This window comes from Legionella jamestowniensis (assembly GCF_001467745.1).
In the GTDB taxonomy this organism is placed as follows: Bacteria; Pseudomonadota; Gammaproteobacteria; order Legionellales; family Legionellaceae; genus Tatlockia; species Tatlockia jamestowniensis.
The window spans coordinates 1-19693 of the sequence record NZ_LNYG01000004.1; the positions used below are offsets into that span (position 1 = coordinate 1).

Genomic DNA, 19693 nt, shown 5'->3' on the forward strand with positions numbered 1-19693 from the left:
AGTGGTGGGCCGTATAGGATTCGAACCTATGACACAGAGGTTAAAAGCCTCCTGCTCTACCGACTGAGCTAACGGCCCTTACAGGTAAACAAAATTTTAGTTCACACCACGTAAAATTACTACTTTAGTGGTGGGCCGTATAGGATTCGAACCTATGACACAGAGGTTAAAAGCCTCCTGCTCTACCGACTGAGCTAACGGCCCTAAAGAGGCTGGAATGATACCGGATTAAGGTAAAATTTCAAGTGTTTTCTGTCTTTTATTTTTCATTAGTGCTCGACCTATGTATAAATCATCACTGCTCGCCAAAATCGTCCAGCCTTCGGCAATTAAACTGCTAACTTTGGGCTTTAACACACGCTTCGGTACAATCAGAAGTAAAACATCCGCGCCTAAGGCACCACAGCCTTTAACGGCCAAAACATCTTCCTGCTTTCTAAGGGCTTGAATATGCTGCAAACTATGCGGTGCAACAAGATTGCAATTTATCAACATTTGCTGGTAATAATTAATTGCTTCAACCAAGGCATGGCTGTTTGCTTGTTCAAACGCTTGTTTGGCCTGCTCTGTAATCGCAGAGAGTTCATTAATGGAATCTGGCAATGTCATTTGCTGCAGATGATAATGAGTTGCCAATTTTTGCCCGCTATGCAGTAATAAAAAGCCCACATCTTCAAAAACCCAATCATAGGTTTCCATACTATGGGTTTGGCGATTAATATAAACACAGCGATTTTGTACCTGGGCCAGTACATCATAACCACTTGGCCGTAATCCTTCTCCTTTCCAGGCAAATTCGTAATAAGCATCCAGCAAAGCTTCAAGATTTGGTTTGATGTGCAATAGATGGCAACTTGCAAGATATGCTCCTACAAATTGAGCACTGGAAGCCCCTAATCCCCCCTTTCCTTCATAAGGGTCGTGCCACAACAATCCTTGCAGGGGGATACGATGATGTAACCACCATTGCCCTGCAGGCGACTCAGGATGAATACCATGCATTAAACTGTCATCGGCAATGGCTAATTCAAAACAGGGAGCGGTTGTTAATACGATGGCAGAACCCCCAGCAACTGCCGCATATTCGCCCACCAAAAACGTTTTAGCCGGAATACACCATCTCATGATGGCATCCCCGCCTGTCTAATTTCAGTCAAAAGTTCATAAGCATTATTGACACTTACTCGTTTATTGGTCACTAACCATCGTTGCAAACGCTCTTTTAAAACTGGCATTTCATGATCTTTAGCCCCGGCCACTAACAGCAAATTATCAATGTGCAATTTCATGTGGCCTTGAATAATGCCTTCTGTACATAAGGCTCGAATAGCCCCTAAATTTTGTACCAAGCCTACTGCTGCCAATATACGGGATAGATGATTGGCAGATTGAATACTCATCATACGCAAGCAAAGTTTTGCCGTAGGATGCAATGCGGTAACGCCACCTACAGTGCCAACAATAATCGGTGCTGTTAATTCACCAACCAGCAATCCTTCCTGGTAGCGCCAGCGTGTAATTGCCTGGTAGTGGCCAGAACGAGAAGCATACGCATGAACCCCTGCTTCTACGGCTCGCCAATCATTACCAGTGGCAATTAACACCGGATCAATTCCATTCATTACGCCTTTGTTATGAGTAGCAGCCCGGTAGGGGTCAATCTCTGCAAACAAAGAAGCTTCTTGCAGACGCATGCCCAATTCTGGCTCGACACCACGTATAGTTACTTTAGCCGTAGTTAATTTCTCATCATTTAGATTTGATAAAATACACATGGTGACTTGTTCACCGGTAATATTTTCTATTGGTGTTTTTAAAAATTCGAGAACCTGGTTGATGATATTAGCCCCCATCGCATCGCAGGTATTCATCATCACATGAATTACCGCCATATCGCCTCCATCGTAGCGAGGAATGTGGCGTAATTGCAAATCCATAACACCCCCACCTCTTTTCACCATGGTGGATGCGACTTCTTCATTGGCTTTTTCAATTAAAAACTGCTTATTTTCGCTAAAAATACTGGATAATCTGGCAAAATCACTGACGTTGGCCATTTGAATCTGGCCAAGAATGCATTCACCTGTGACCCATGTTTTAATTTCCCCATGTTGCCTAATCCATTTGGCAGTTTTAGACAAAGCAGCAATAATGGAGGTTTCCTCAACTGCTAAAGGAATGACGTAATCGTCTCCATCGATGCAAAAATTAGTGGCGACTCCTAAAGGAAGTTGAAAATAACCAATCACATTTTCAATGAGTTTATCCGCAAGAATAGTCTCTTTTACCCCGCCTTTCTGCAGATATTGAATATCATCAGTAGTTAAAGCACCCAGCTCCAATAAACGCTGAAAACGTTCTTCGCGTGTTAACTTGGAAAAACCCTGAAATAATTGATCGGCTTTATTGCTTAAGGGCATGCCTTCTCCTTAAGTTCAGTGAGTTCTCGGCTACCAGTGCAAAACATAGCAACCTTTAATTCATATTCAATTGCTGTCATTAGAGCAAAGACATCCTCTACACTCTGCAACGCTACATCGAGCATTGGTTTTGCAAACCCTACAGTGCTTGCACCTAAGGCAAATAATTTTGCAGCATCCAGCCCATGACGTACACCACCTGACCCCCAAACCTCAAAGGATGGAGACAATGAAACAGCATTTCTAACACTTTGTACCGTATCAATACCCCAGTTACGAAAAGTAATGGCAGCGCGTTGCTGGAAACTGCCTTCAGCAGCACGGTGTCCTTCGATTCGTCCCCAATGTGTTCCACCCAAACCACTGACATCAACTGCACTCACACCAATTTCATTTAAACGTCTAAGGGTAGGAAATGAAAAGCCACAACCTGTTTCCTTAACAACAACTGGGATTGATAATTTTTCTACTAATTGTTCAAGAGCATTCCAGCATCCTTTAAAAGAAGGCGTGCCCTCTGGCTGTATTGCCTCTTGTAAAGGATTACAATGAACAATTAATGCCTGAGCTTGCAAAGCCTCGATTAAACGTCGGAGTTTAGCTATCGGCGTATCGATTATTTGAGCAACACCCAGATTACTCAACAAGGTAACGTCAGGAAAATGTTTGCGTAATTCTTTCCATTCCCTCCCTGCATCTAAATCGGTCAATTCACGACGCTGAGATCCAACACCCATAGCCCATTTACTTTCAGCACAAGCAGCAATCAAATTACGGTTAATATTAATTGCATCTCGATGTCCCGCCGTCATCGAGCTGACTAAGAAAGGTTTATCAACAGTTTGTCCAAACCGCTGACTGCAAATGGTAATATCAGCAAAATTTAGATCAGGTAATGCCTCATGAATGAGAGAAAGCCCATCAAAAGCGTTTAATTCGCTAGCTTGGTTGGTTTCCATTAACGCAAGAGTGATGTGATCTTGTTTACGTTTTTCAAATTGGCTGTAGTTGTCTTGCATGCCTAATATTACACGATAAAAATGGTATATATTTTAGCACAATTTTATACCTTCTAGGAACAATACCTTTAATCACTTATTTGCAGCAATAACGAATGGGATTCTTGCAAACGGGTGTTAAGACGAGCAAAAAAATACATCAAATTATAAAAGCCAAGTGTTCTATCGTTTAAGGCGGCAAAGCGTTGTGGATGCATTGCAATTGCTTTATTAAGAATATCCAGCAAATTCTGCGCAGAAATCATGTCATTTGATTTAACATTGCTTAACAGTTTAATCAAACTATGGATGTTATGCTGGGTGGTATGGACAGCAATAGCAATGTTTTTCTTGTCCTCTTTACTTAAGGTAGAACATAACCACTGATACGCTTCAATCAAATTAGCAATATATTGTGTGCAAAATAAGATGTGTGTAAGAAGAAAATTAAAATCGTGCATATTCATGCGATGAAAAAACACTTCATAACGTATTGACAGGGCTTGTTTACGTATTTTTTGAAATTCCATGAATAAGTCTTGCTTGATTACCAGTTGCTCTTGTGATGATTTGCCAAGAATGGAGCCTATACTTTTATCCATTTTTTCCAGGTAATCAATGAAAATTTCTTTTATATTGGTTCTGACCGGTAAGAAAAAAAAGCCGACTAACACTGCGATTAAAGCCCCTAAAGCAGTTTCTTCAATTCGTTGTGTCAGTAACAAGAAATTCCAATCATCTAGTAAAGCAAAGAAAAAAACAACAAAGCCCGTTAAAGTAAAAACTGCAACCAGATTGTTAATGGTAATCAAATAAACGGTTAAAAAAATAAAAAACAACAGAATGATCATCGTGAGAATTTCACTGGGGGGGAGAACAAAGTATAAAAAAGTTCCGCAGACTCCCCCTAAAATCGTCATAAGGACACGTTCAATAGAGCGCTTTACGCTTTCCCCCCAAGTTTGTGCTGTTAATGCCATCGCTGTTAAGGTAGCCCAATAGCCATGGTCCATATTAAATTGTCTGTTAATCAATTCTGTTATGGTAATGGCTATAGCCGCTTGAAATGCCATTCGAGTCGTATTCCTAATTTTCATGCTTACAACCTAACAACTTGTCAAATTGTTGAACCATAAATCTTAAACTTAAATTTAAATTTAAGATGGTCATGACTAAATCGGGTTCGGTAATTTTTTCTTTACTGACCGTATGTAGAAATTTTTCAAAAGAAATTTCAATCCGTTTAGCACTGACTCTATAGGTTTTATCCATTTTAGCCGAAGCAAACCATTGGGAAAGCTGGTTAGTGATTACACTTAACCTTAGTCTGATTTCTTTTGATAAAAAATGGGGATGGGTTATCAGATTGCGATAGGCATCTATCATTATAGTATAAGCCTGAGCCAATGCGTATTTACTAAGCATTAGCTCACTGATTAAATTCTCCTGCTGCTCATCGAATATGTCACTTTGATCAATACTCTGATTACTATCCAATAAACGATTTAAGCTCTCCTTGGTTCGAACAAAAGGATAGTGGTAAAAATTTAAGGAATGTTTGGGCAATAAAAGATAACGCCTCATTTCATTTAAACCCTCGGCCAAACTATTAAAAAACCGATTGGAATTATCGATATACAAGCGTCGATAATTTTCTGGAAAAATACCCAGCATTATCACCGCTGAAACAATTAAACCTATGATTAAACCATGAATATGATTCCATGCTTCAGCCGACGAATTAAACGGTAAAATGGTTGCCATGAAACACAAAAGCCAAATCATTAAGGGTGCCACACTGGTTTGTAATCCAAAACGGCGACTATAGTTCACAGTAAATCCTAACACTACTAAAGCGACTGCCTTTAAATTGGCAGAATCACGAATGACAAGCCCTAAACTAAATGAAGCAAAATAAAAAATGTCGAATAAAACAACCTGCCCGACTCGCCAGAGATAGTTTTTAGCAAATGAACCTTGCATGGACACAGCACAAGAGATGCACGCCATCGCTTTTGTCACTAGTGATTCATTTCGCACAAGTAAAAGAGTGATTAAGATGGCCACAATTGTTTTTGTAGCATGCTTTAATCGAAAATAGCCAGGATCGATTTCCCAAAAAAAAGCGTTTAGTTGTTTTAAATCCAGCACGTTCTCTAAGTATTTTGCGGCAGATGTAAATTCGTATTATGCTAGGTTATTTTTTAAGAAGATAGTAAATTTATGACTAAGGCAACTCCTTCAGCCCAATTAACTTTTGATGAGGAAAAAAATACCTATCAATGCGAAGGATCCTGGTCCGTTCTTCATTTGAATGGTTTATTACAACGTTTTCATGAAGAAAAACTCCCTACCGCCAATCAACTTGCCTTCAATGGGGAGAAACTTGTGAATTTTGATAGTGCTGGAGCACTAAGCCTCTTGCAATGTATTAATACCTTGAAAGCAAAAGGCAAAGAGATTCATCTGACTAACTTCCACGAAGAACACCAAGCCTTGCTAAATCTTGTTGAAAAGAAGCAGGATACTCTGGATTACAAACCACCGCCGCCGCCTAAAAAGAATTTTTTTGCACGTGTTGGTGAGGAAACCATCCATAAATTAAAACAGCTTGATGGCTTTATTATTCTTATCGGCGATTTGAGTTCAAAAATTTTTGAAGCCTTCGGTTACTGGCGCCGTTTTCAATTACCCAGTATTGTTTCAAATATTGACTCTGCCGGAATCCAGGCTTTACCTATTGTAGGCTTACTCGCCTTTCTGATTGGTATTGTTTTGGCTTATCAGATGGGATTGCAGTTACAAACTTATGGCGCCAATATTTTTATTGCCTACTTGTCTGGCCTGGCTATTTTTCGGGAATTTGGTCCTCTAATTACTGCTATTATTGTTGCTGGACGCACGAGCTCCGCCTTTACCGCTCAAATTGGCAGCATGAAAATAAATGAGGAAGTCGATGCGCTTAAAACCATGGGCCTATCACCAACAGAACTGCTGGTTATGCCTAAAGTGCTTGCCCTGCTGTTTGTATTTCCTTTGCTCATTTTTTGGGCTGATCTCTTTAGTATTTTAGGTGCTTTATATATGTCCAAATGGATGCTCAATGTCAGCTATTCTGACTTTTTGTTACGTTTGAAAGATACCGTTGGTCTTGATCAATTAATGTTGGGCTTGTATAAAGCACCGGCTTTCGCCTTATTAATCTCATTGGTAGGCTGTTTTCAAGGATTTCGGGTGGAAGCAGATACAATAGGTAGCCAGACCACCAAAAGCGTGGTGCAAGCCTTGTTTTTGATTATTATCGCTGATGCAATCTATTCCATTATCTACAGCTGGTTGAATTTATAGTCATGAGCGAGCCAATTATTGAAATTACTGGGTTAAAAAATTATCTGGGTGGCCAATGGGTACATTCCGATGTAAATCTTACTGTAGAAAAGGGAGAAATTTTAGCAATTATTGGAGGCAGCGGCAGCGGGAAAACAACGATTTTACGCAGTCTTCTCATGCTATTAAAACCTACCGCCGGCTGCTTGAAAATCTTTGGTCAAGACATATCAACCCTTGATAGTAATCAGGCAAATGCCTTAAGAAGGCGTTGGGGGATGTTGTTCCAACATAGTGCTCTTTTTTCAGCAATGACTGTATTGGAAAATATAACCTTCCCTATGCGAGAATTTACCACGCTTGATAAAAATTTTATGGAAGAGCTTGCTATGTTAAAAATTTCTTTAGTAGGGCTACCTAAAGAAGCTGCTGGCAAATTTCCATCTGAATTAAGTGGGGGTATGCAAAGGCGTGCTGCAGCAGCCAGGGCTCTTGCTATGGATCCAGAACTATTATTTTTGGATGAGCCCACAACAGGGCTTGACCCCCGTAGTGCAAGACAATTTGATGAACTTATTCTTTTTTTAAGAGATACATTAAACTTGACGATTGTCATGATTAGCCATGATATTGAATCATTAAAACGGACCACTGACCGAATTGCCTTCGTCGGTGAGGGCAAAATACTTGATATTGGGCCACTTGATAATCTCATAAAAAATAAACATCCTTTAATTGCTGAATACTTCAGTAAACTTTAAACTGAAGCAATATAAACTGGGGAGTGTGATTTTTGGAAGCAAAAACCAACTATACGGTCGTAGGTATTATTGTTCTAATTTTAATAGCTGGACTGCTTGCAGCAGGTTTATGGCTATCTGTTGGCTTTGAACAAAAAAAATACCATACCTACGAAGTATTCATGCACGAAGCAGTGTCGGGATTAACGAATGAAGCGGTCGTTAAATTTAATGGTGTCCAGGTAGGATTCGTTAAACAGATCGAGCTTAGCCAAAAAGACCCCCAACAAGTCAGACTTTTGCTTAGTATTGAAGAAGGAACACCGATTACAACCAGCACCAGTGCCACATTAATTTCACAAGGGATTACAGGAACTACTTACGTGGGGCTCTCGGCAAGTTCTTCCGATTTAACACCATTAAGAAAAGCACCTAACCACCGTTACCCTATTATTCCATCAAAACCGTCGCTATTTCACCAACTTGACAGCGTTCTTAAAGAGGTATCTGAAAATGTTAATAAAGTCAGTGTTGAAGTAAGTAGAATATTTGACAAGGAAAATGCGGAATACATTAAAAAAACACTTGCCAATTTTAAGACCGTTACAGATGTTCTTGCGAAAGACAGTGAACATATCCACCAAAGCTTGCAAAGTGCAGATGTTTTTTTAAAAAACGCTGCCAAAGTGAGCCGCCAATTTCCCGCTGTCGTAGCTGATCTAAAAACGGGGGTGCGCAAATTTAACACCATGGCGGACTCAGTCAGTGAAGCCGGCGAGGAGATAACTAGTACGATGGAAGCCGGAAAGCTGGCTATCAATAAAATCTCGCAACAAGCATTACCACCAGCAGTGGTATTACTACGGCGGCTTGATGCCATTGCAGCCAATCTTGAAAAAATTAGCATGCAAATGCGACAAAACCCATCTGTTTTAATTCGTGGTACCAAGCCCCCAAAACCTGGGCCAGGAGAGTAAACTGTGAAAAAATATAGTGCAATAATTTCAATCCTTTTTCTCTTGGCAGGCTGTGCAGTAAAACCTCTTGTAACCAACCAGTACAAGCTGGGTGCTTTTAGTAAAAAGCAACTTACCAAAAACCCCTCCAGGCATTCAATTTTTGTGAATGTGCCAGATGCAATGGCGGGTTATCAGGGGGAAGAAATGTTATATACGGTGAAGGCTTATGAGTTAACTCCGTTTGTTCATAGCGCTTGGATTGATCAACCAGCAGAGATGTTATTGCCTTTAATTGTGCAAAGTTTACAACGCAGTGGTTATTTTCATGTGGTCGCTTCGAGCCCTGGCGCGGGAGTTACTGAGTATCGTATTGATACTCAATTAATTGAACTGCAGCAAAATTTTTTAACAAAACCCAGCACCCTTCATTTTGTGGTTAAATCTGTGTTGGTTCGAGTAGAAGACAACCATGTGATTGCATCACGCATCTTCAGCCATGTTGTTCCATGCCCGGCGGATACTCCATATGGGGGAGTATTGGCTGCAAACCAGGCAACCCATTTATTCACTGCGGCACTCACCAACTTTGTAATAAATCACGTCAGGAGCGCCGGCTAGTGAGCTTTTCATTTAAATGCATTCGAGACGATAGCGAAACAGTGAAAACAATTGTACAATGAGCCGCCATTGTGGCGATTTAACTATTAGTAATTCGAATAAGAAGAAGGAGAATAAAAGGATGAAAGCCAGATCGTTTTTTAAGTTGGGACTTGTTGCCGCCAGCGTGGTGCTGCTCGCATCCTGTTCAAGAACCCCTGGCAGTGCTGATGGTGTGGGCGCTGATGGTGGAGCATCCGCTCATGGCCTGGGACAATTAAGCCGATTTGCAGGTCAGGAACCTGGGGAATCTTATACCACACAGGCTCCTCACAATCAGATTTACTTATTCTCTTATGATGATAGTTCTTTTAATCCTAAATACACTGCTTCTCTTAATGCACAATCCGAATATTTAAAAACTCATCCTGGTGCACGCGTTTTATTAGCTGGTCATACTGACGAGCGTGGTAGCCGCGAGTACAACATCGCCCTTGGCGAGCGTCGTGCTAATACCGTTGCTGAATTAATGCGCATGGCCGGTGTTGGTCGAAATCAGATTCGTGTTGTAAGTTATGGTAAGGAGCGTCCTGCTAACTTCGGTCATGACGAAGCTTCTCATATGCAAAATCGTCGTGTCGAGCTAACGTATGAGGCTACGCGATGATTAAATCCCATCGACTTTTACTTTGCTTATGCTTCTCCTGGATTTTTGCTTTTCAGGTTTTTGCCGAAGCACCTGTAGTTGATGATAGCGAAAATTTTGCGATTTTGGATGATCAACAGGCTGCCATCGAGCAGCCTGTTGCCAAAGCTCAGCTAGATGATATTGATAATGAGGAAGAGATAGCTCTTGCGCAAGATAATAGCGATAGTAACAATGCCAATGCAGGGTTACTCGATAAATTGCACGGATTGCAACAGGAACTTCAGGAACTGCGAGGGCAGCTGGAAGTACAAGCTCATGATTTAAAATTGTTGCAACAGCAGCAATTGGCTTTTTATAAAGACTTAGATGCCCGTTTACGAAATACAAACCCTGGCAAATCTGCCCAGGCTTTACCTCTAACAAAGGAAGATAAGCCTACCGAATTATCTCTGGGTCTGTCTGAAACCCAAGCACCAACTTCAACAGAAACCCCAACAAAACCTAAAACCCAAACAGATAATCTTGTTGCGGCCCCACTAAACTCTACTTCTCGTGGTAATCCTGCAGATGAACAAATTAGCTATATGGCTGCTTACGATCTCGTAAAAGGTAAGCGTTTTGATGAAGCGTTAACAGCAATGCAGCGTTTTGTAGTCCAATACCCTCAAGGGGGCTATACAGCAAATGCGCAATATTGGCTGGGAGAGCTATATTTAGTTAAGAACAATTATACAAAAGCCATTGAGCATTTTGAAATTGTATTAAAGAAATTTCCTTCTTCCAGTAAAGCGGCAGCCAGTACCTTGAAAATTGGTTATGCATTAGCCGCCTCAGGTAAAATTGAAGATGCAAGGATGCGCCTGCAAGAAGTTTTGAGAAATTATCCAGATACCCCTACTGCTCAATTAGCGGCAACAAAACTGGAGACTTTAGGCGTTTCATGAAACATAGTAGTACACAATTACGTATCACAGAAATTTTTCATTCCTTACAAGGCGAATCAGTCACCGTGGGCTTGCCCACGGTATTTATTCGCTTAACAGGCTGTCCCTTGCGTTGTCAATATTGCGACACAACCTATGCCTTCAGCGGGGGGAAAATAACTCCAATAAGCACTATTTTGGAGAAGGTAGCCTCTTATCAATGCAGTTATGTTTGTGTGACAGGTGGAGAACCATTGGCACAACCGGGTTGCATTTCTCTACTCAAAGAATTGTGTGACGCTGGGTACAATGTTTCTTTAGAAACCAGTGGCGCACGTGATCTTAGTGAGGTAGATAAACGCGTCATGATTGTAATGGACTTAAAAACACCTGACTCAGGCGAAGCAGATAAAAATTTATTTGACAATTTGGTCTTTTTAAAACCTACTGATCAAATTAAATTTGTGCTATGTAGTCACGACGATTATCAATGGGCATGTCAAATCATAGACGAATATAATTTATCAAAAAAAGCACAAATCTTATTTTCTCCAAGCTGGCATCAGTTAAATCCGACAGAACTTGCAAATTGGATCGTAGAAGACAAATTACCTGTCAGATTTCAGTTGCAACTTCACAAGATTTTGTGGAATGATGCCCCAGGCTACTAAAGCACTTGGCTTTGAAACTTCTGGATGCCGCGAACAAGTTGCGAAATGTAGTGGAAAGTTTGAATAAAGATTAAAAACGCTTGTCAGAGATTTAGGGTGCCAGAATAGCTTAAATATAAAGCAATAAATCCTATTCCTGCGTACTGCGGCTTGACCGCAGTATCCATGAAGAGGCTATTTTGATTTTGCACTTATAGATATGATTTGGATATTAGGTTAGAGGAGATAATAATTATGCAGTGGTTCTCACAAGCACCATCTAATATTGCATTGATTAAGTACATGGGAAAAAAAGATGAAGCCAATAACATACCCGATAATCCCTCCTTATCCTATACCCTGAATCAACTCTTAAGTAGTGTAGTTCTTGAGACTACCCAGGGGAAAAAAGATTTCTGGGAACCCCTGGAAATTCCCGGAGCAGGAGGATTTACCTTATCCCAGGCTGCTCAGCTTCGCTTTTTAGATCATCTAGCTCGCCTTAAAGCTCATTTTCATTATTCTGGCGCTTTTATTGTTCGCTCGTCTAACAATTTTCCCCATAGCAGTGGATTGGCAAGTTCCGCATCGAGTTTTGCCGCTCTTACAAAATGTGCAGTGTTAGCACTTAGTGAGTTGACGAATGAACCCTTACCTTCAATAGAAACACAAGCTCAATTAAGCCGCTTAGGCTCTGGCTCTTCATGCCGCTCCTTCTTTGCGCCCTGGGCACTTTGGCAAGAAGATGAGGTTTCCTCTATTCAATTACCTTATCAAGAGCTGGAACACCAGGTGATTATCATTAGTCATGATGAAAAAAAAGTGTCTTCAAAAGAGGCTCATCGTCGAATAAAAACAAGTACCCATTACCCTACGCGTCCTCAACGCGCCAAAGAAAATTTAAAAGTTTTGCTTACAGCCCTTGAGGCTAAAGACTGGGAAAGCGCTTACCAAGTTTGTTGGCGAGAGTTTCATGATATGCACCAATTATTCATGACTTGCAAAGAACCGTTCTCCTATATGACTGAAAATACGCATAAAGCCCTACACAGCATTCAAGATTTATGGCAACGTGAAGGTGATGGCCCTATCACTACCATGGATGCTGGACCTAATATCCACTTACTTTATCGTCCTGAACAAGTCGAAATGGCAATGCAGTTTAAACGTGACCATCTAGTTGGTAATTACGATGTCCTATGAATTTCAAACTACTACACATGGAAAATGGATTCTAGCGGGAGAGCACACGGTACTTCGAGGGCATGGTGCGCTTGTATTTCCGATTCTTGGGAAGAAATTAACGTTAAATTATAAAAAAACAACTTCCGGACTTAGCGCTGATTATTCAGGACAGAACAGTCCTGACATGCATTTACTCTTCTGGAGTGTTCTAGAACAAGGTCAACAATTACTGGGTAAATCGTTAAATACCCTAAGTGGCCATTTTCATTTATATAATGACATTCCAATCGGTGTAGGTATGGGAGCATCGGCAGCACTTTGCGTGGCAATGGCTCGCTGGTTTGCAGCGCAACAAATGTTGGACAGCCAATCTATTCCTGATTTTGCCAAAAGTCTCGAAAACTTATTTCATGGCAAAAGTAGCGGTCTTGATATCGCAGGAGTTGCAGCGAATTCCGGTATTTATTTTAAGCAAGGCGTTATTACACCTATTCAACAGAAGTGGACGCCTCATTGGACTCTTTCTTCTAGCGGACAAATTGGCATTACTTCACATTGCATTCATCAGGTACAAACGCTATGGGAGAGCAATGCTGCGAAAGCAATGGAAATTGACAATCGCATGAAAAGCAGTGTTACACAAGCGAAGGCTGCTTTGGAACAAGACTCTCCAGTTTCTCTGAGACTTTTAGCAACTGCGATGAAAGAAGCAGCTGACTGCTTTAAAGCTTGGGGGCTTGTCAATGAGAATCTACAACAACATATGCAGCAATTATTGGATGCTGGCGCTTTGGCAGTGAAACCTACAGGCTCAGGAGGAGGAGGCTATGTTTTGAGTTTATGGGAAAACCCGCCCCCCACCACAGAAATTGACTTTATTAAAGTTTAGCTATGTCTGGACCCGTGATTAATTCAAACTGCATCGATTAAACGGGTTGACCAATAGGATAGGTAACCTCTTCATCGAGTTTCTCACCCTTAGGCGGCGCAAAAAAAACACCAACCGCTACAGTCGTCCCAAATGTAAATCCACCTGCTGCTGCAGTGGCCATGGCAGTTGCACCAGTTAATCCCGTGATTAACCCGGCAACTCCCAAACTCCCTATCGTTAAGGCGACTAAACCTGCAGACATTAAAATTATCAATGCAGCTGTTTTAAATGATTCGCTAGTAACTATATCGAGAAATAAATTGGCTGATAATCCCGAAGCGGGCTGGTAATTCAAATGGTTTTCAAGGACTTCTAAAAATAAATTTTTACCTTGGTGCTCAACAACAAATCGAGCATAGTGAAGCCGTGCTAAATCTTTAACTTTTTCCCCATCTTCATTCTCATCCTGAATTCTAAAATCGCCTACATTAGCTATATAGTCATCCAAAGACATCTCTGGAGATTTAGCAATTTGCGATAATAAATCGACGGGATTGATTTGTATCTGTTTTAAATAGTCGTGTACAAACTGATGAGGATTTTCTATTTGAGATAGTAACCACGCGGTCATACCCGCATAGAGGGGGTTTCCTCGCTTAAGGAAACTAGAGCTTAACCCTAAATTTTCAGCTATTCTTGAGCCTCCTTCATACGACGTTTGAAGTAAACCAAACAAATGAAGTAAATCGTTTTGAGATAACTTATTCTTTAATTTTGTAAAAGCGTTTATAAACAAATTGACTTCCATTATCTCGGCTAGGAAACAAAGAAGGGAGTCTCTATTAACTCTTCCTGTATCAAAAGTAACGGTTAGTAGTGTTTCAACTGAAAGTTTACTAATCCCATCATTTATTATATTCCTTAGAGGTTCTATTACAGTTTGGCTTTTGGTAAACTCCTCTTCCGAAGGTTTTTGCTTACTTACTGAAAGGTATACACAGTAACTTTTTGCAGACAACAGATCCATCGCTATTCTTTCGAGAGGGTGTTGGTAATTCCTATAATCCGGATTATCTTCTGCAAATACCTCATCCCCCAAACTTGTATAACCTTGCTTCAGATTTATTTCTGCCTGTTGATAAGTCCTCGGATTTTCAAATTTAGCCTGCATCGTGATTCCTACAGTTCGAAAAAAAATTTATTGATTATATTTTGAACACAAAGTAATTTAAATGGGTAACTTTACCCATGAATGGCTAATCTATTTGAAAAAAATAATTGCGGATATTAGGTATCACTCCAAAGAGCTACTTCTAATCAACAAATTGATAATAAATCTCACCCTCTTTTATCATACCGAGTTCATAGCGAGCCTGTTCTTCCAAAGCCTGATCGCCACTTTTTAATTCAAGAATATCAGCTTCCATGGCACGATTGCGAGCGAGAAGCTTATCATTTTCTTCCGCCTGAATTTCTAGTTTCTTCTCGAGGTTAATCCATTGCGATACACTGCCATCCCCTAACCACAATTTGTATTGGAGACCAATTAACGCCAAAAGCAAAATGACAATGATGGTGCGCATGAAATAAATAGGTGAGTTTTTCTCCCATTATATACGTAAGAAACTTCAAAATGCGATATTTTGGTCACCAATCAGGGGCTATATTTTTTTTACAAATTCAGATTTTAATTTCATTGCACCGATACCATCAATCTTGCAATCGATATCATGATCACCCTCAATCAAGCGAATATTTTTTACTTTAGTACCTACTTTAATCACTAAAGAAGAGCCCTTTACTTTTAAATCTTTAATCACTGTCACCGTATCACCGTCTTGCAAGATATTGCCATTGGCATCTTGTATGGTTCGGCTTTCACCCTCTGTGCTTTCTACTGCATGTTGCGACCACTCATGCGCACATTCTGGACAGATAAAGAAGTCGCCATCTGCATAGGTATATTCTGAGCTACATTGAGGACATTTGGGTAAATTATTCATGGTTATCCTGTTGATACTTAGAAGGTAATTATTCGGATACAAACCACCCTCTATTAAGTAATAGTTTCGAGTACATTGCCGCTTTTATATCAAAAAGACTTATTTCAGAAATGATTTAAAAGCATCTTTGCCTGCATAAGGCAGTAAAGCCATTTCATTAATGCGCAACAACTGATTGTATTTCGCTACTCTGTCAGTGCGGCATAAAGAACCCGTCTTAATCTGCCCACAACCGGTAGCTACGGCAAGATCAGCAATAAAGGTATCTTCTGTTTCACCGGAGCGATGAGACATAACACAATGATAACCATTGGCATGGGCAAGACGAATTGCTTCTCTGGTTTCGGTTAAAGTACCTATTTGATTGGGTTTAATCAAGATGGCATTAGCCATCTTATGCGCAATCCCTTCTTGTAAAATATGCGAATTTGTAACAAATAAATCATCACCGACCAACTGTGTTTGCTTGCCGAGCGCCTCGGTTAACTGCTTCCAACCGTCCCAATCATTTTCATCCAACCCGTCTTCAATGCTTACAATTGGATAATTGGCCAATAATTCACGATAGTAAGCAATCATCTCCTCACTACTCAATGTTTTGTTTTCTGATGTTAAACGATATACACCATCTTGAAATAATTCAGAAGCAGCAACATCAAGCGCAAATACTACCTCTGAGCCTAATGTATAACCGGCCTGTTCAACAGCTTGAACAAGTATATCCAGAGCTTGTTGATTAGAGTTTAAATTCGGTGCAAACCCTCCTTCGTCCCCTACCGCAGTACTTAGGTTTTGTTTTTTTAGCACGGCTTTTAGAACGTGGAAAATTTCTGCTCCCATTTGTAGCGCTGTCGGAAAATCTAAAGCGCCTATGGGCAGTAACATAAATTCCTGAATATCCACATTATTATCGGCATGAGCGCCACCATTGAGCACATTCATCATGGGGACCGGCATCGACATGAGTTGCCCTTGATTCAAAGCGACGAATAAAGGTTTTTTAATGGCATTGGCATAAGCTCGGGCGCTAGCAAGTGAAACTGCCAAAATTGCATTGGCTCCAAGTTGTGCTTTATTAACACTACCGTCAATTTCACACAAGCGTGCATCAAGTTTATCTTGTTCAATAACCGAGAAGCCTTTTAAGGATTGATTAATTTCTTCATTAATATGAGTAACTGCCTGTCTTACCCCTTTACCCGCATAACGCGCTTCCCCCTTATCGCGTAACTCACAAGCCTCTCGACTACCCGTAGATGCCCCTGAAGGCACACTAGCTCTACCCATTTCGCCATTCGTAAGAATAACTTCAGCTTCAACAGTTGGATTACCACGTGAATCAAGAATTTCACGTCCTTTGATATTGGCAATTTGCATGATGGTCCTCTGGTATCTCACCGCACTTGAATAAAGTACAGGATAATAATTATAGTCAGCTATTGTTTTGCCAGAGAGACCGGTTGTCAAGTTTTTGAAATCATTAACAGCTTTACTATAGATAATCCCAAAGTATTTTACTTGGGAATACCTGAGGTTGCTTTTTTAACGACATTCACTTTTATGTAGAGCGTAGAATTTTGAGAAAACTGATCCCCTGCGCGGATCACCTCAGTAGTAGAATCAGCTGGTGCATCTCCCTGGGGACTGGCCAATGATACCCACTGGTTAAGAGGTACCAATACTGTCGTCATGACTTGTTGCTCGTCAAATTGCTGGTTACTCACGCGACTATCTTGTTCCCGAACGCGGCGTACCGTTAATTTTACTTTTTGTCCCTGCAACATGGGTTCTACCAATAAACCGTTTTGCACCAAACGACGGTCATAAGTGATCCCAGGACCCCACCAGCCTATACCGACTGAACTGATAACAGGTTGATCCTGGCCCGTGCTTATAAAAGCAGACTCACCATTCATTACCTGCACGGATTGACGGCGCTGCTGATTCTGCTGAGAAGAGGTACTTATTACAATGGTATTGTCATTTTGCGTACTTAACCAATCAGGATCACCTTGAAAGACGGTAATTTCAAAAGTAACCGGTGGTTGATCAATTTTTTGTAGCAAAACCCGCAATTGAGTGAGTGTCTGGGGAGTTACCTTAACAACAAGCGTTTGTCCTGTGCCAGTAATCTGTTCACCATCTTTTAACAACGGCTGCACCAGTTGAACTACTGTGTCAGCATTTTGATAGTTCAGTTGAATAACCTTTGTCATTAAAGGGGGTAAAGCCAAGGCATTTGTAACTACAAAAAGCAAACACAGGACCCATTTTTTCATGTTAACACTCCTTGTTAGTATTTTCAGTGTAGCATTTATTTGCGTATTCTAAACACTCTCTTTTTATCTTCTTTAATTATCCATTAAATACAACTTGTACAAACTTAAGTTTGGTTTATAATCTCCCAATCTTTTTCAAAGATTAACGGATATGGGCAGCATATTTAACATGTTTGGGCCTTCGCCTATACGGCCTATTGAGCAACATATGCGAAAGGCACACCAATGTGCTAAACAGCTACATCCATTTTTTGAAGCTGTGTTGCAACAAGACTGGAAAATTGCTGAAGCTGTTCAAGAAAAAATCTCGAGCATTGAAAAAGAAGCAGATTTAATTAAACGCGACCTACGTCTTCATTTACCCACGGGATTATTTTTGCCTGTATCACGCACTGATTTACTTGAATTGTTAAGTGCGCAAGATCGCATTGCTAACAAAGCCCAAGATATTGCCGGGTTAATTGTTAGCCGCAGGATGATTATCCCCGCAGCACTTGTTTCTGTTTTTATGCCTTTTCTTGACCGTTGTTTGGATGCATCCAAACAGGCATGTAAAGCAATTAATGAGTTGGATGAGTTACTTGAAAGCGGTTTTCGTGGTAGTGAAGTAAAAATTGTTGAGGAAATGATTGTTACCCTTGATGAAATTGAACACGACAGCGATGATAAACTTGCTGACATCAGGCATCGTATTTTTGAGTTGGAAAAGGAGTTACCGGCTATCGAAGTCGTTTTTCTTTATAAATTAGTTCAATGGATTGGTGACTTGGCCGATCACGCCCAAACTGTAGGTGGTCGACTCCAGATTCTCATTGCCCGGTAGTAAATTCCTATGGATTATCCTTTTTTATTGTTTATCCTTGCTGTTGCTTTTTGTTTCCTGATGACTTGGGGTGTAGGTGCTAATGATTTAGCCAATGTCATGAGTACCACCATGGGTTCAAAAGCAATTACCGTCCGTCAGGCCATGCTTATCGCCATTGTATTTGAATTTGCAGGCGCTTTCCTTGGCGGCAGTGATGTTACAGAAACCATGCGTGACAGAATCATTGATAGCAGCCAATTGTCCAATCAACCTTTAATTCTTATAGAGGGGATGTTAGGCGTTTTAATGGCCTGTACAGTGTGGATGAATTTGGCAAGCTATCTCGGCGTCCCAGTTTCAATTACCAATGCGCTGGTAGGCTCCATGGTAGGTTTTGGTTCCGTTGTCTTAGGAACAAATGCTATTCACTGGCAGCAAGTTTATTATATTGCTATTGGCTGGGTTACGTCGCCACTCATTGCCGGAATTACAGGCTACGCTTTATTTCTAAGTATTCAGCAAACCATTTTTATTAAAAGTGATCCTTTAGAGAAAGCGAAGTGGTATATCCCTGTTTACCTCTTCCTCGTAGGAACCGTTTTATCATTTATTACTGTCTTTAAAGGGTTAAATCACTTCGATATTCACTTAAATTTGAAACAGGATTTGGCCGTCACCTTGGCTTCTAGTATCAGTCTTACCATTATTGGTATGATTATTATTAAACATATCCCTGAGATGCCACGAATCCGACGCCGCGAACGTTTCCTTCAGGTAGAAAAATATTTCGCTGTGTTAATGGGCTTAACAGCATGTGCGATGGTTTTTGCCCATGGCTCAAACGACGTGGCATTGGCAGTGGGCCCTTTAACGATAATTTATAGTCTTATTATGCATGCCGACCAACCACTGGTAACAGCCAGCTATCCGGGCTGGATTATTTTCCTCGGTTGTGCAGGAGTTGTTATTGGCTTCCTCATGTATGGACGTAAAGTCATTGAAACCGTAGGCAGCTCGATCACCGCTTTAACACCTAGCCGCGCTTTTGCGGCAACATTGGCTGCAGCAACTACGGTTGTCGTTGCTACCAGTACAGGTATTCCTGTTTCTGCTACTCAAACGTTGGTAGGTGCTGTTTTGGGCGTGGGTTTAGCGCGAGGTATCGGTGCTTTAAACTTAATTGTAATCCGTAATATTTTCACTTCCTGGATATTAACCTTACCTGCAGCCTCAATACTCACTATTCTGGCTTATAAAATCTTGCATGCACTTATGGGTTAACTGATA

General features: G+C 40.8%; 21 protein-coding genes and 2 tRNA genes. 11 read left to right on the forward strand and 12 right to left on the reverse strand.

What is annotated here, in order from left to right:
• Positions 1-2 precede the first annotated feature (2 nt).
• From Ljam_RS01080 to Ljam_RS01110, 7 genes are all read right to left on the reverse strand, one after another.
• Positions 3-78 (reverse strand) — tRNA-Lys (locus Ljam_RS01080).
• Between the two features lie 50 nt (positions 79-128).
• Positions 129-204, reverse strand: a tRNA-Lys gene (locus tag Ljam_RS01085).
• 24 nt (positions 205-228) lie between these two features.
• A complete protein-coding gene (locus Ljam_RS01090) occupies positions 229-1125 on the reverse strand; it encodes a mevalonate kinase family protein (RefSeq protein ID WP_058448299.1) in 897 nt (298 codons plus the stop codon).
• Complete coding sequence (locus Ljam_RS01095; RefSeq protein WP_058448300.1) at positions 1122-2420, reverse strand: hydroxymethylglutaryl-CoA reductase, degradative; 1299 nt, start codon at positions 2418-2420, stop codon at positions 1122-1124. Before Ljam_RS01095 ends, Ljam_RS01090 begins: the two co-directional genes overlap by 4 nt.
• A complete protein-coding gene (gene fni / locus Ljam_RS01100) occupies positions 2411-3439 on the reverse strand; it encodes a type 2 isopentenyl-diphosphate Delta-isomerase (RefSeq protein ID WP_058448301.1) in 1029 nt (342 codons plus the stop codon). Before fni ends, Ljam_RS01095 begins: the two co-directional genes overlap by 10 nt.
• 68 nt (positions 3440-3507) lie before the next feature.
• Positions 3508-4515 (reverse strand): FUSC family protein, encoded by a 1008-nt coding sequence (locus tag Ljam_RS01105; RefSeq protein ID WP_058448302.1) that lies wholly within the window; start codon positions 4513-4515, stop codon positions 3508-3510.
• A complete protein-coding gene (locus Ljam_RS01110) occupies positions 4505-5569 on the reverse strand; it encodes an aromatic acid exporter family protein (RefSeq protein ID WP_058448303.1) in 1065 nt (354 codons plus the stop codon). The genes Ljam_RS01105 and Ljam_RS01110 overlap by 11 nt, the downstream gene beginning before the upstream one ends.
• Before the next feature lie 72 nt (positions 5570-5641).
• Here Ljam_RS01110 and Ljam_RS01115 point away from each other — a divergent pair, with 72 nt between their 5' ends.
• From Ljam_RS01115 to Ljam_RS01155, 9 genes are all read left to right on the forward strand, one after another.
• Positions 5642-6766, forward strand: coding sequence for an MlaE family ABC transporter permease (locus tag Ljam_RS01115; RefSeq protein ID WP_058448304.1), 1125 nt, complete (start codon positions 5642-5644; stop codon positions 6764-6766).
• 2 nt (positions 6767-6768) lie between these two features.
• Positions 6769-7506, forward strand: a complete 738-nt coding sequence (locus Ljam_RS01120) for an ABC transporter ATP-binding protein (protein ID WP_058448305.1) — start codon at positions 6769-6771, stop codon at positions 7504-7506.
• 32 nt (positions 7507-7538) lie between these two features.
• Complete coding sequence (locus Ljam_RS01125) at positions 7539-8462, forward strand: MlaD family protein (protein WP_058448306.1); 924 nt, start codon at positions 7539-7541, stop codon at positions 8460-8462.
• Between the two features lie 3 nt (positions 8463-8465).
• Positions 8466-9062 carry an ABC-type transport auxiliary lipoprotein family protein gene (locus Ljam_RS01130; protein ID WP_058448307.1) on the forward strand — a complete coding sequence of 199 codons (597 nt, stop codon included), beginning with the start codon at positions 8466-8468 and terminating at the stop codon, positions 9060-9062.
• Positions 9063-9183: 121 nt separating this feature from the next.
• Positions 9184-9708 (forward strand): peptidoglycan-associated lipoprotein Pal, encoded by a 525-nt coding sequence (pal, locus tag Ljam_RS01135; protein WP_058448308.1) that lies wholly within the window; start codon positions 9184-9186, stop codon positions 9706-9708.
• Complete coding sequence (gene ybgF / locus Ljam_RS01140) at positions 9705-10634, forward strand: tol-pal system protein YbgF (RefSeq protein WP_058448309.1); 930 nt, start codon at positions 9705-9707, stop codon at positions 10632-10634. Before pal ends, ybgF begins: the two co-directional genes overlap by 4 nt.
• Complete coding sequence (gene queE / locus Ljam_RS01145; protein WP_058448310.1) at positions 10631-11284, forward strand: 7-carboxy-7-deazaguanine synthase QueE; 654 nt, start codon at positions 10631-10633, stop codon at positions 11282-11284. The genes ybgF and queE overlap by 4 nt, the downstream gene beginning before the upstream one ends.
• Positions 11285-11518: 234 nt before the next feature.
• Positions 11519-12466, forward strand: coding sequence for a diphosphomevalonate decarboxylase (locus Ljam_RS01150; RefSeq protein WP_058448311.1), 948 nt, complete (start codon positions 11519-11521; stop codon positions 12464-12466).
• Positions 12456-13337 (forward strand): mevalonate kinase family protein, encoded by an 882-nt coding sequence (locus tag Ljam_RS01155; RefSeq protein WP_058448312.1) that lies wholly within the window; start codon positions 12456-12458, stop codon positions 13335-13337. The genes Ljam_RS01150 and Ljam_RS01155 overlap by 11 nt, the downstream gene beginning before the upstream one ends.
• Positions 13338-13374: 37 nt before the next feature.
• Here the strand turns inward: Ljam_RS01155 and Ljam_RS01160 are convergent, their stop codons facing one another.
• The 5 genes from Ljam_RS01160 to Ljam_RS01180 form a co-directional block, all read right to left on the reverse strand.
• Positions 13375-14490 (reverse strand): hypothetical protein, encoded by a 1116-nt coding sequence (locus tag Ljam_RS01160; RefSeq protein ID WP_058448313.1) that lies wholly within the window; start codon positions 14488-14490, stop codon positions 13375-13377.
• 142 nt (positions 14491-14632) lie between these two features.
• Positions 14633-14902, reverse strand: a complete 270-nt coding sequence (gene ftsB / locus Ljam_RS01165; RefSeq protein WP_058448314.1) for a cell division protein FtsB — start codon at positions 14900-14902, stop codon at positions 14633-14635.
• Between the two features lie 78 nt (positions 14903-14980).
• Positions 14981-15322, reverse strand: a complete 342-nt coding sequence (locus tag Ljam_RS01170; protein WP_058448315.1) for a zinc ribbon domain-containing protein YjdM — start codon at positions 15320-15322, stop codon at positions 14981-14983.
• Between the two features lie 99 nt (positions 15323-15421).
• On the reverse strand, positions 15422-16699 hold the full coding sequence (gene eno / locus Ljam_RS01175) for a phosphopyruvate hydratase (RefSeq protein WP_058448316.1): 1278 nt from the start codon (positions 16697-16699) through the stop codon (positions 15422-15424).
• A gap of 137 nt (positions 16700-16836) precedes the next feature.
• Positions 16837-17601 (reverse strand): hypothetical protein, encoded by a 765-nt coding sequence (locus Ljam_RS01180; protein WP_058448317.1) that lies wholly within the window; start codon positions 17599-17601, stop codon positions 16837-16839.
• Between the two features lie 151 nt (positions 17602-17752).
• On the opposite strand from Ljam_RS01180, the gene Ljam_RS01185 reads away from it, so the two are divergent.
• Positions 17753-18424, forward strand: a complete 672-nt coding sequence (locus tag Ljam_RS01185) for a TIGR00153 family protein (protein WP_058448318.1) — start codon at positions 17753-17755, stop codon at positions 18422-18424.
• A 9-nt stretch (positions 18425-18433) separates the two neighbouring features.
• Positions 18434-19687: an inorganic phosphate transporter gene (locus tag Ljam_RS01190; protein WP_058448319.1), complete on the forward strand. Its 1254-nt coding sequence runs from the start codon at positions 18434-18436 to the stop codon at positions 19685-19687.
• Positions 19688-19693: the final 6 nt, after the last annotated feature.

Coding starts and splice junctions, on each gene's coding strand:
- Ljam_RS01155 (WP_058448312.1), top strand. CDS start 12,456: ATGTCCTATGAATTTCAAACTACTACACATGGAAAATGGATTCTAGCG.
- Ljam_RS01090 (WP_058448299.1), bottom strand. CDS start 1,125: ATGAGATGGTGTATTCCGGCTAAAACGTTTTTGGTGGGCGAATATGCG.
- Ljam_RS01150 (WP_058448311.1), top strand. CDS start 11,519: ATGCAGTGGTTCTCACAAGCACCATCTAATATTGCATTGATTAAGTAC.
- eno (WP_058448316.1), bottom strand. CDS start 16,699: ATGCAAATTGCCAATATCAAAGGACGTGAAATTCTTGATTCACGTGGT.
- fni (WP_058448301.1), bottom strand. CDS start 3,439: ATGCAAGACAACTACAGCCAATTTGAAAAACGTAAACAAGATCACATC.
- Ljam_RS01180 (WP_058448317.1), bottom strand. CDS start 17,601: ATGAAAAAATGGGTCCTGTGTTTGCTTTTTGTAGTTACAAATGCCTTG.
- pal (WP_058448308.1), top strand. CDS start 9,184: ATGAAAGCCAGATCGTTTTTTAAGTTGGGACTTGTTGCCGCCAGCGTG.
- Ljam_RS01190 (WP_058448319.1), top strand. CDS start 18,434: ATGGATTATCCTTTTTTATTGTTTATCCTTGCTGTTGCTTTTTGTTTC.
- Ljam_RS01170 (WP_058448315.1), bottom strand. CDS start 15,322: ATGAATAATTTACCCAAATGTCCTCAATGTAGCTCAGAATATACCTAT.
- Ljam_RS01115 (WP_058448304.1), top strand. CDS start 5,642: ATGACTAAGGCAACTCCTTCAGCCCAATTAACTTTTGATGAGGAAAAA.
- Ljam_RS01160 (WP_058448313.1), bottom strand. CDS start 14,490: ATGCAGGCTAAATTTGAAAATCCGAGGACTTATCAACAGGCAGAAATA.
- ybgF (WP_058448309.1), top strand. CDS start 9,705: ATGATTAAATCCCATCGACTTTTACTTTGCTTATGCTTCTCCTGGATT.
- Ljam_RS01105 (WP_058448302.1), bottom strand. CDS start 4,515: ATGAAAATTAGGAATACGACTCGAATGGCATTTCAAGCGGCTATAGCC.
- Ljam_RS01095 (WP_058448300.1), bottom strand. CDS start 2,420: ATGCCCTTAAGCAATAAAGCCGATCAATTATTTCAGGGTTTTTCCAAG.
- Ljam_RS01185 (WP_058448318.1), top strand. CDS start 17,753: ATGGGCAGCATATTTAACATGTTTGGGCCTTCGCCTATACGGCCTATT.
- ftsB (WP_058448314.1), bottom strand. CDS start 14,902: ATGCGCACCATCATTGTCATTTTGCTTTTGGCGTTAATTGGTCTCCAA.
- Ljam_RS01120 (WP_058448305.1), top strand. CDS start 6,769: ATGAGCGAGCCAATTATTGAAATTACTGGGTTAAAAAATTATCTGGGT.
- queE (WP_058448310.1), top strand. CDS start 10,631: ATGAAACATAGTAGTACACAATTACGTATCACAGAAATTTTTCATTCC.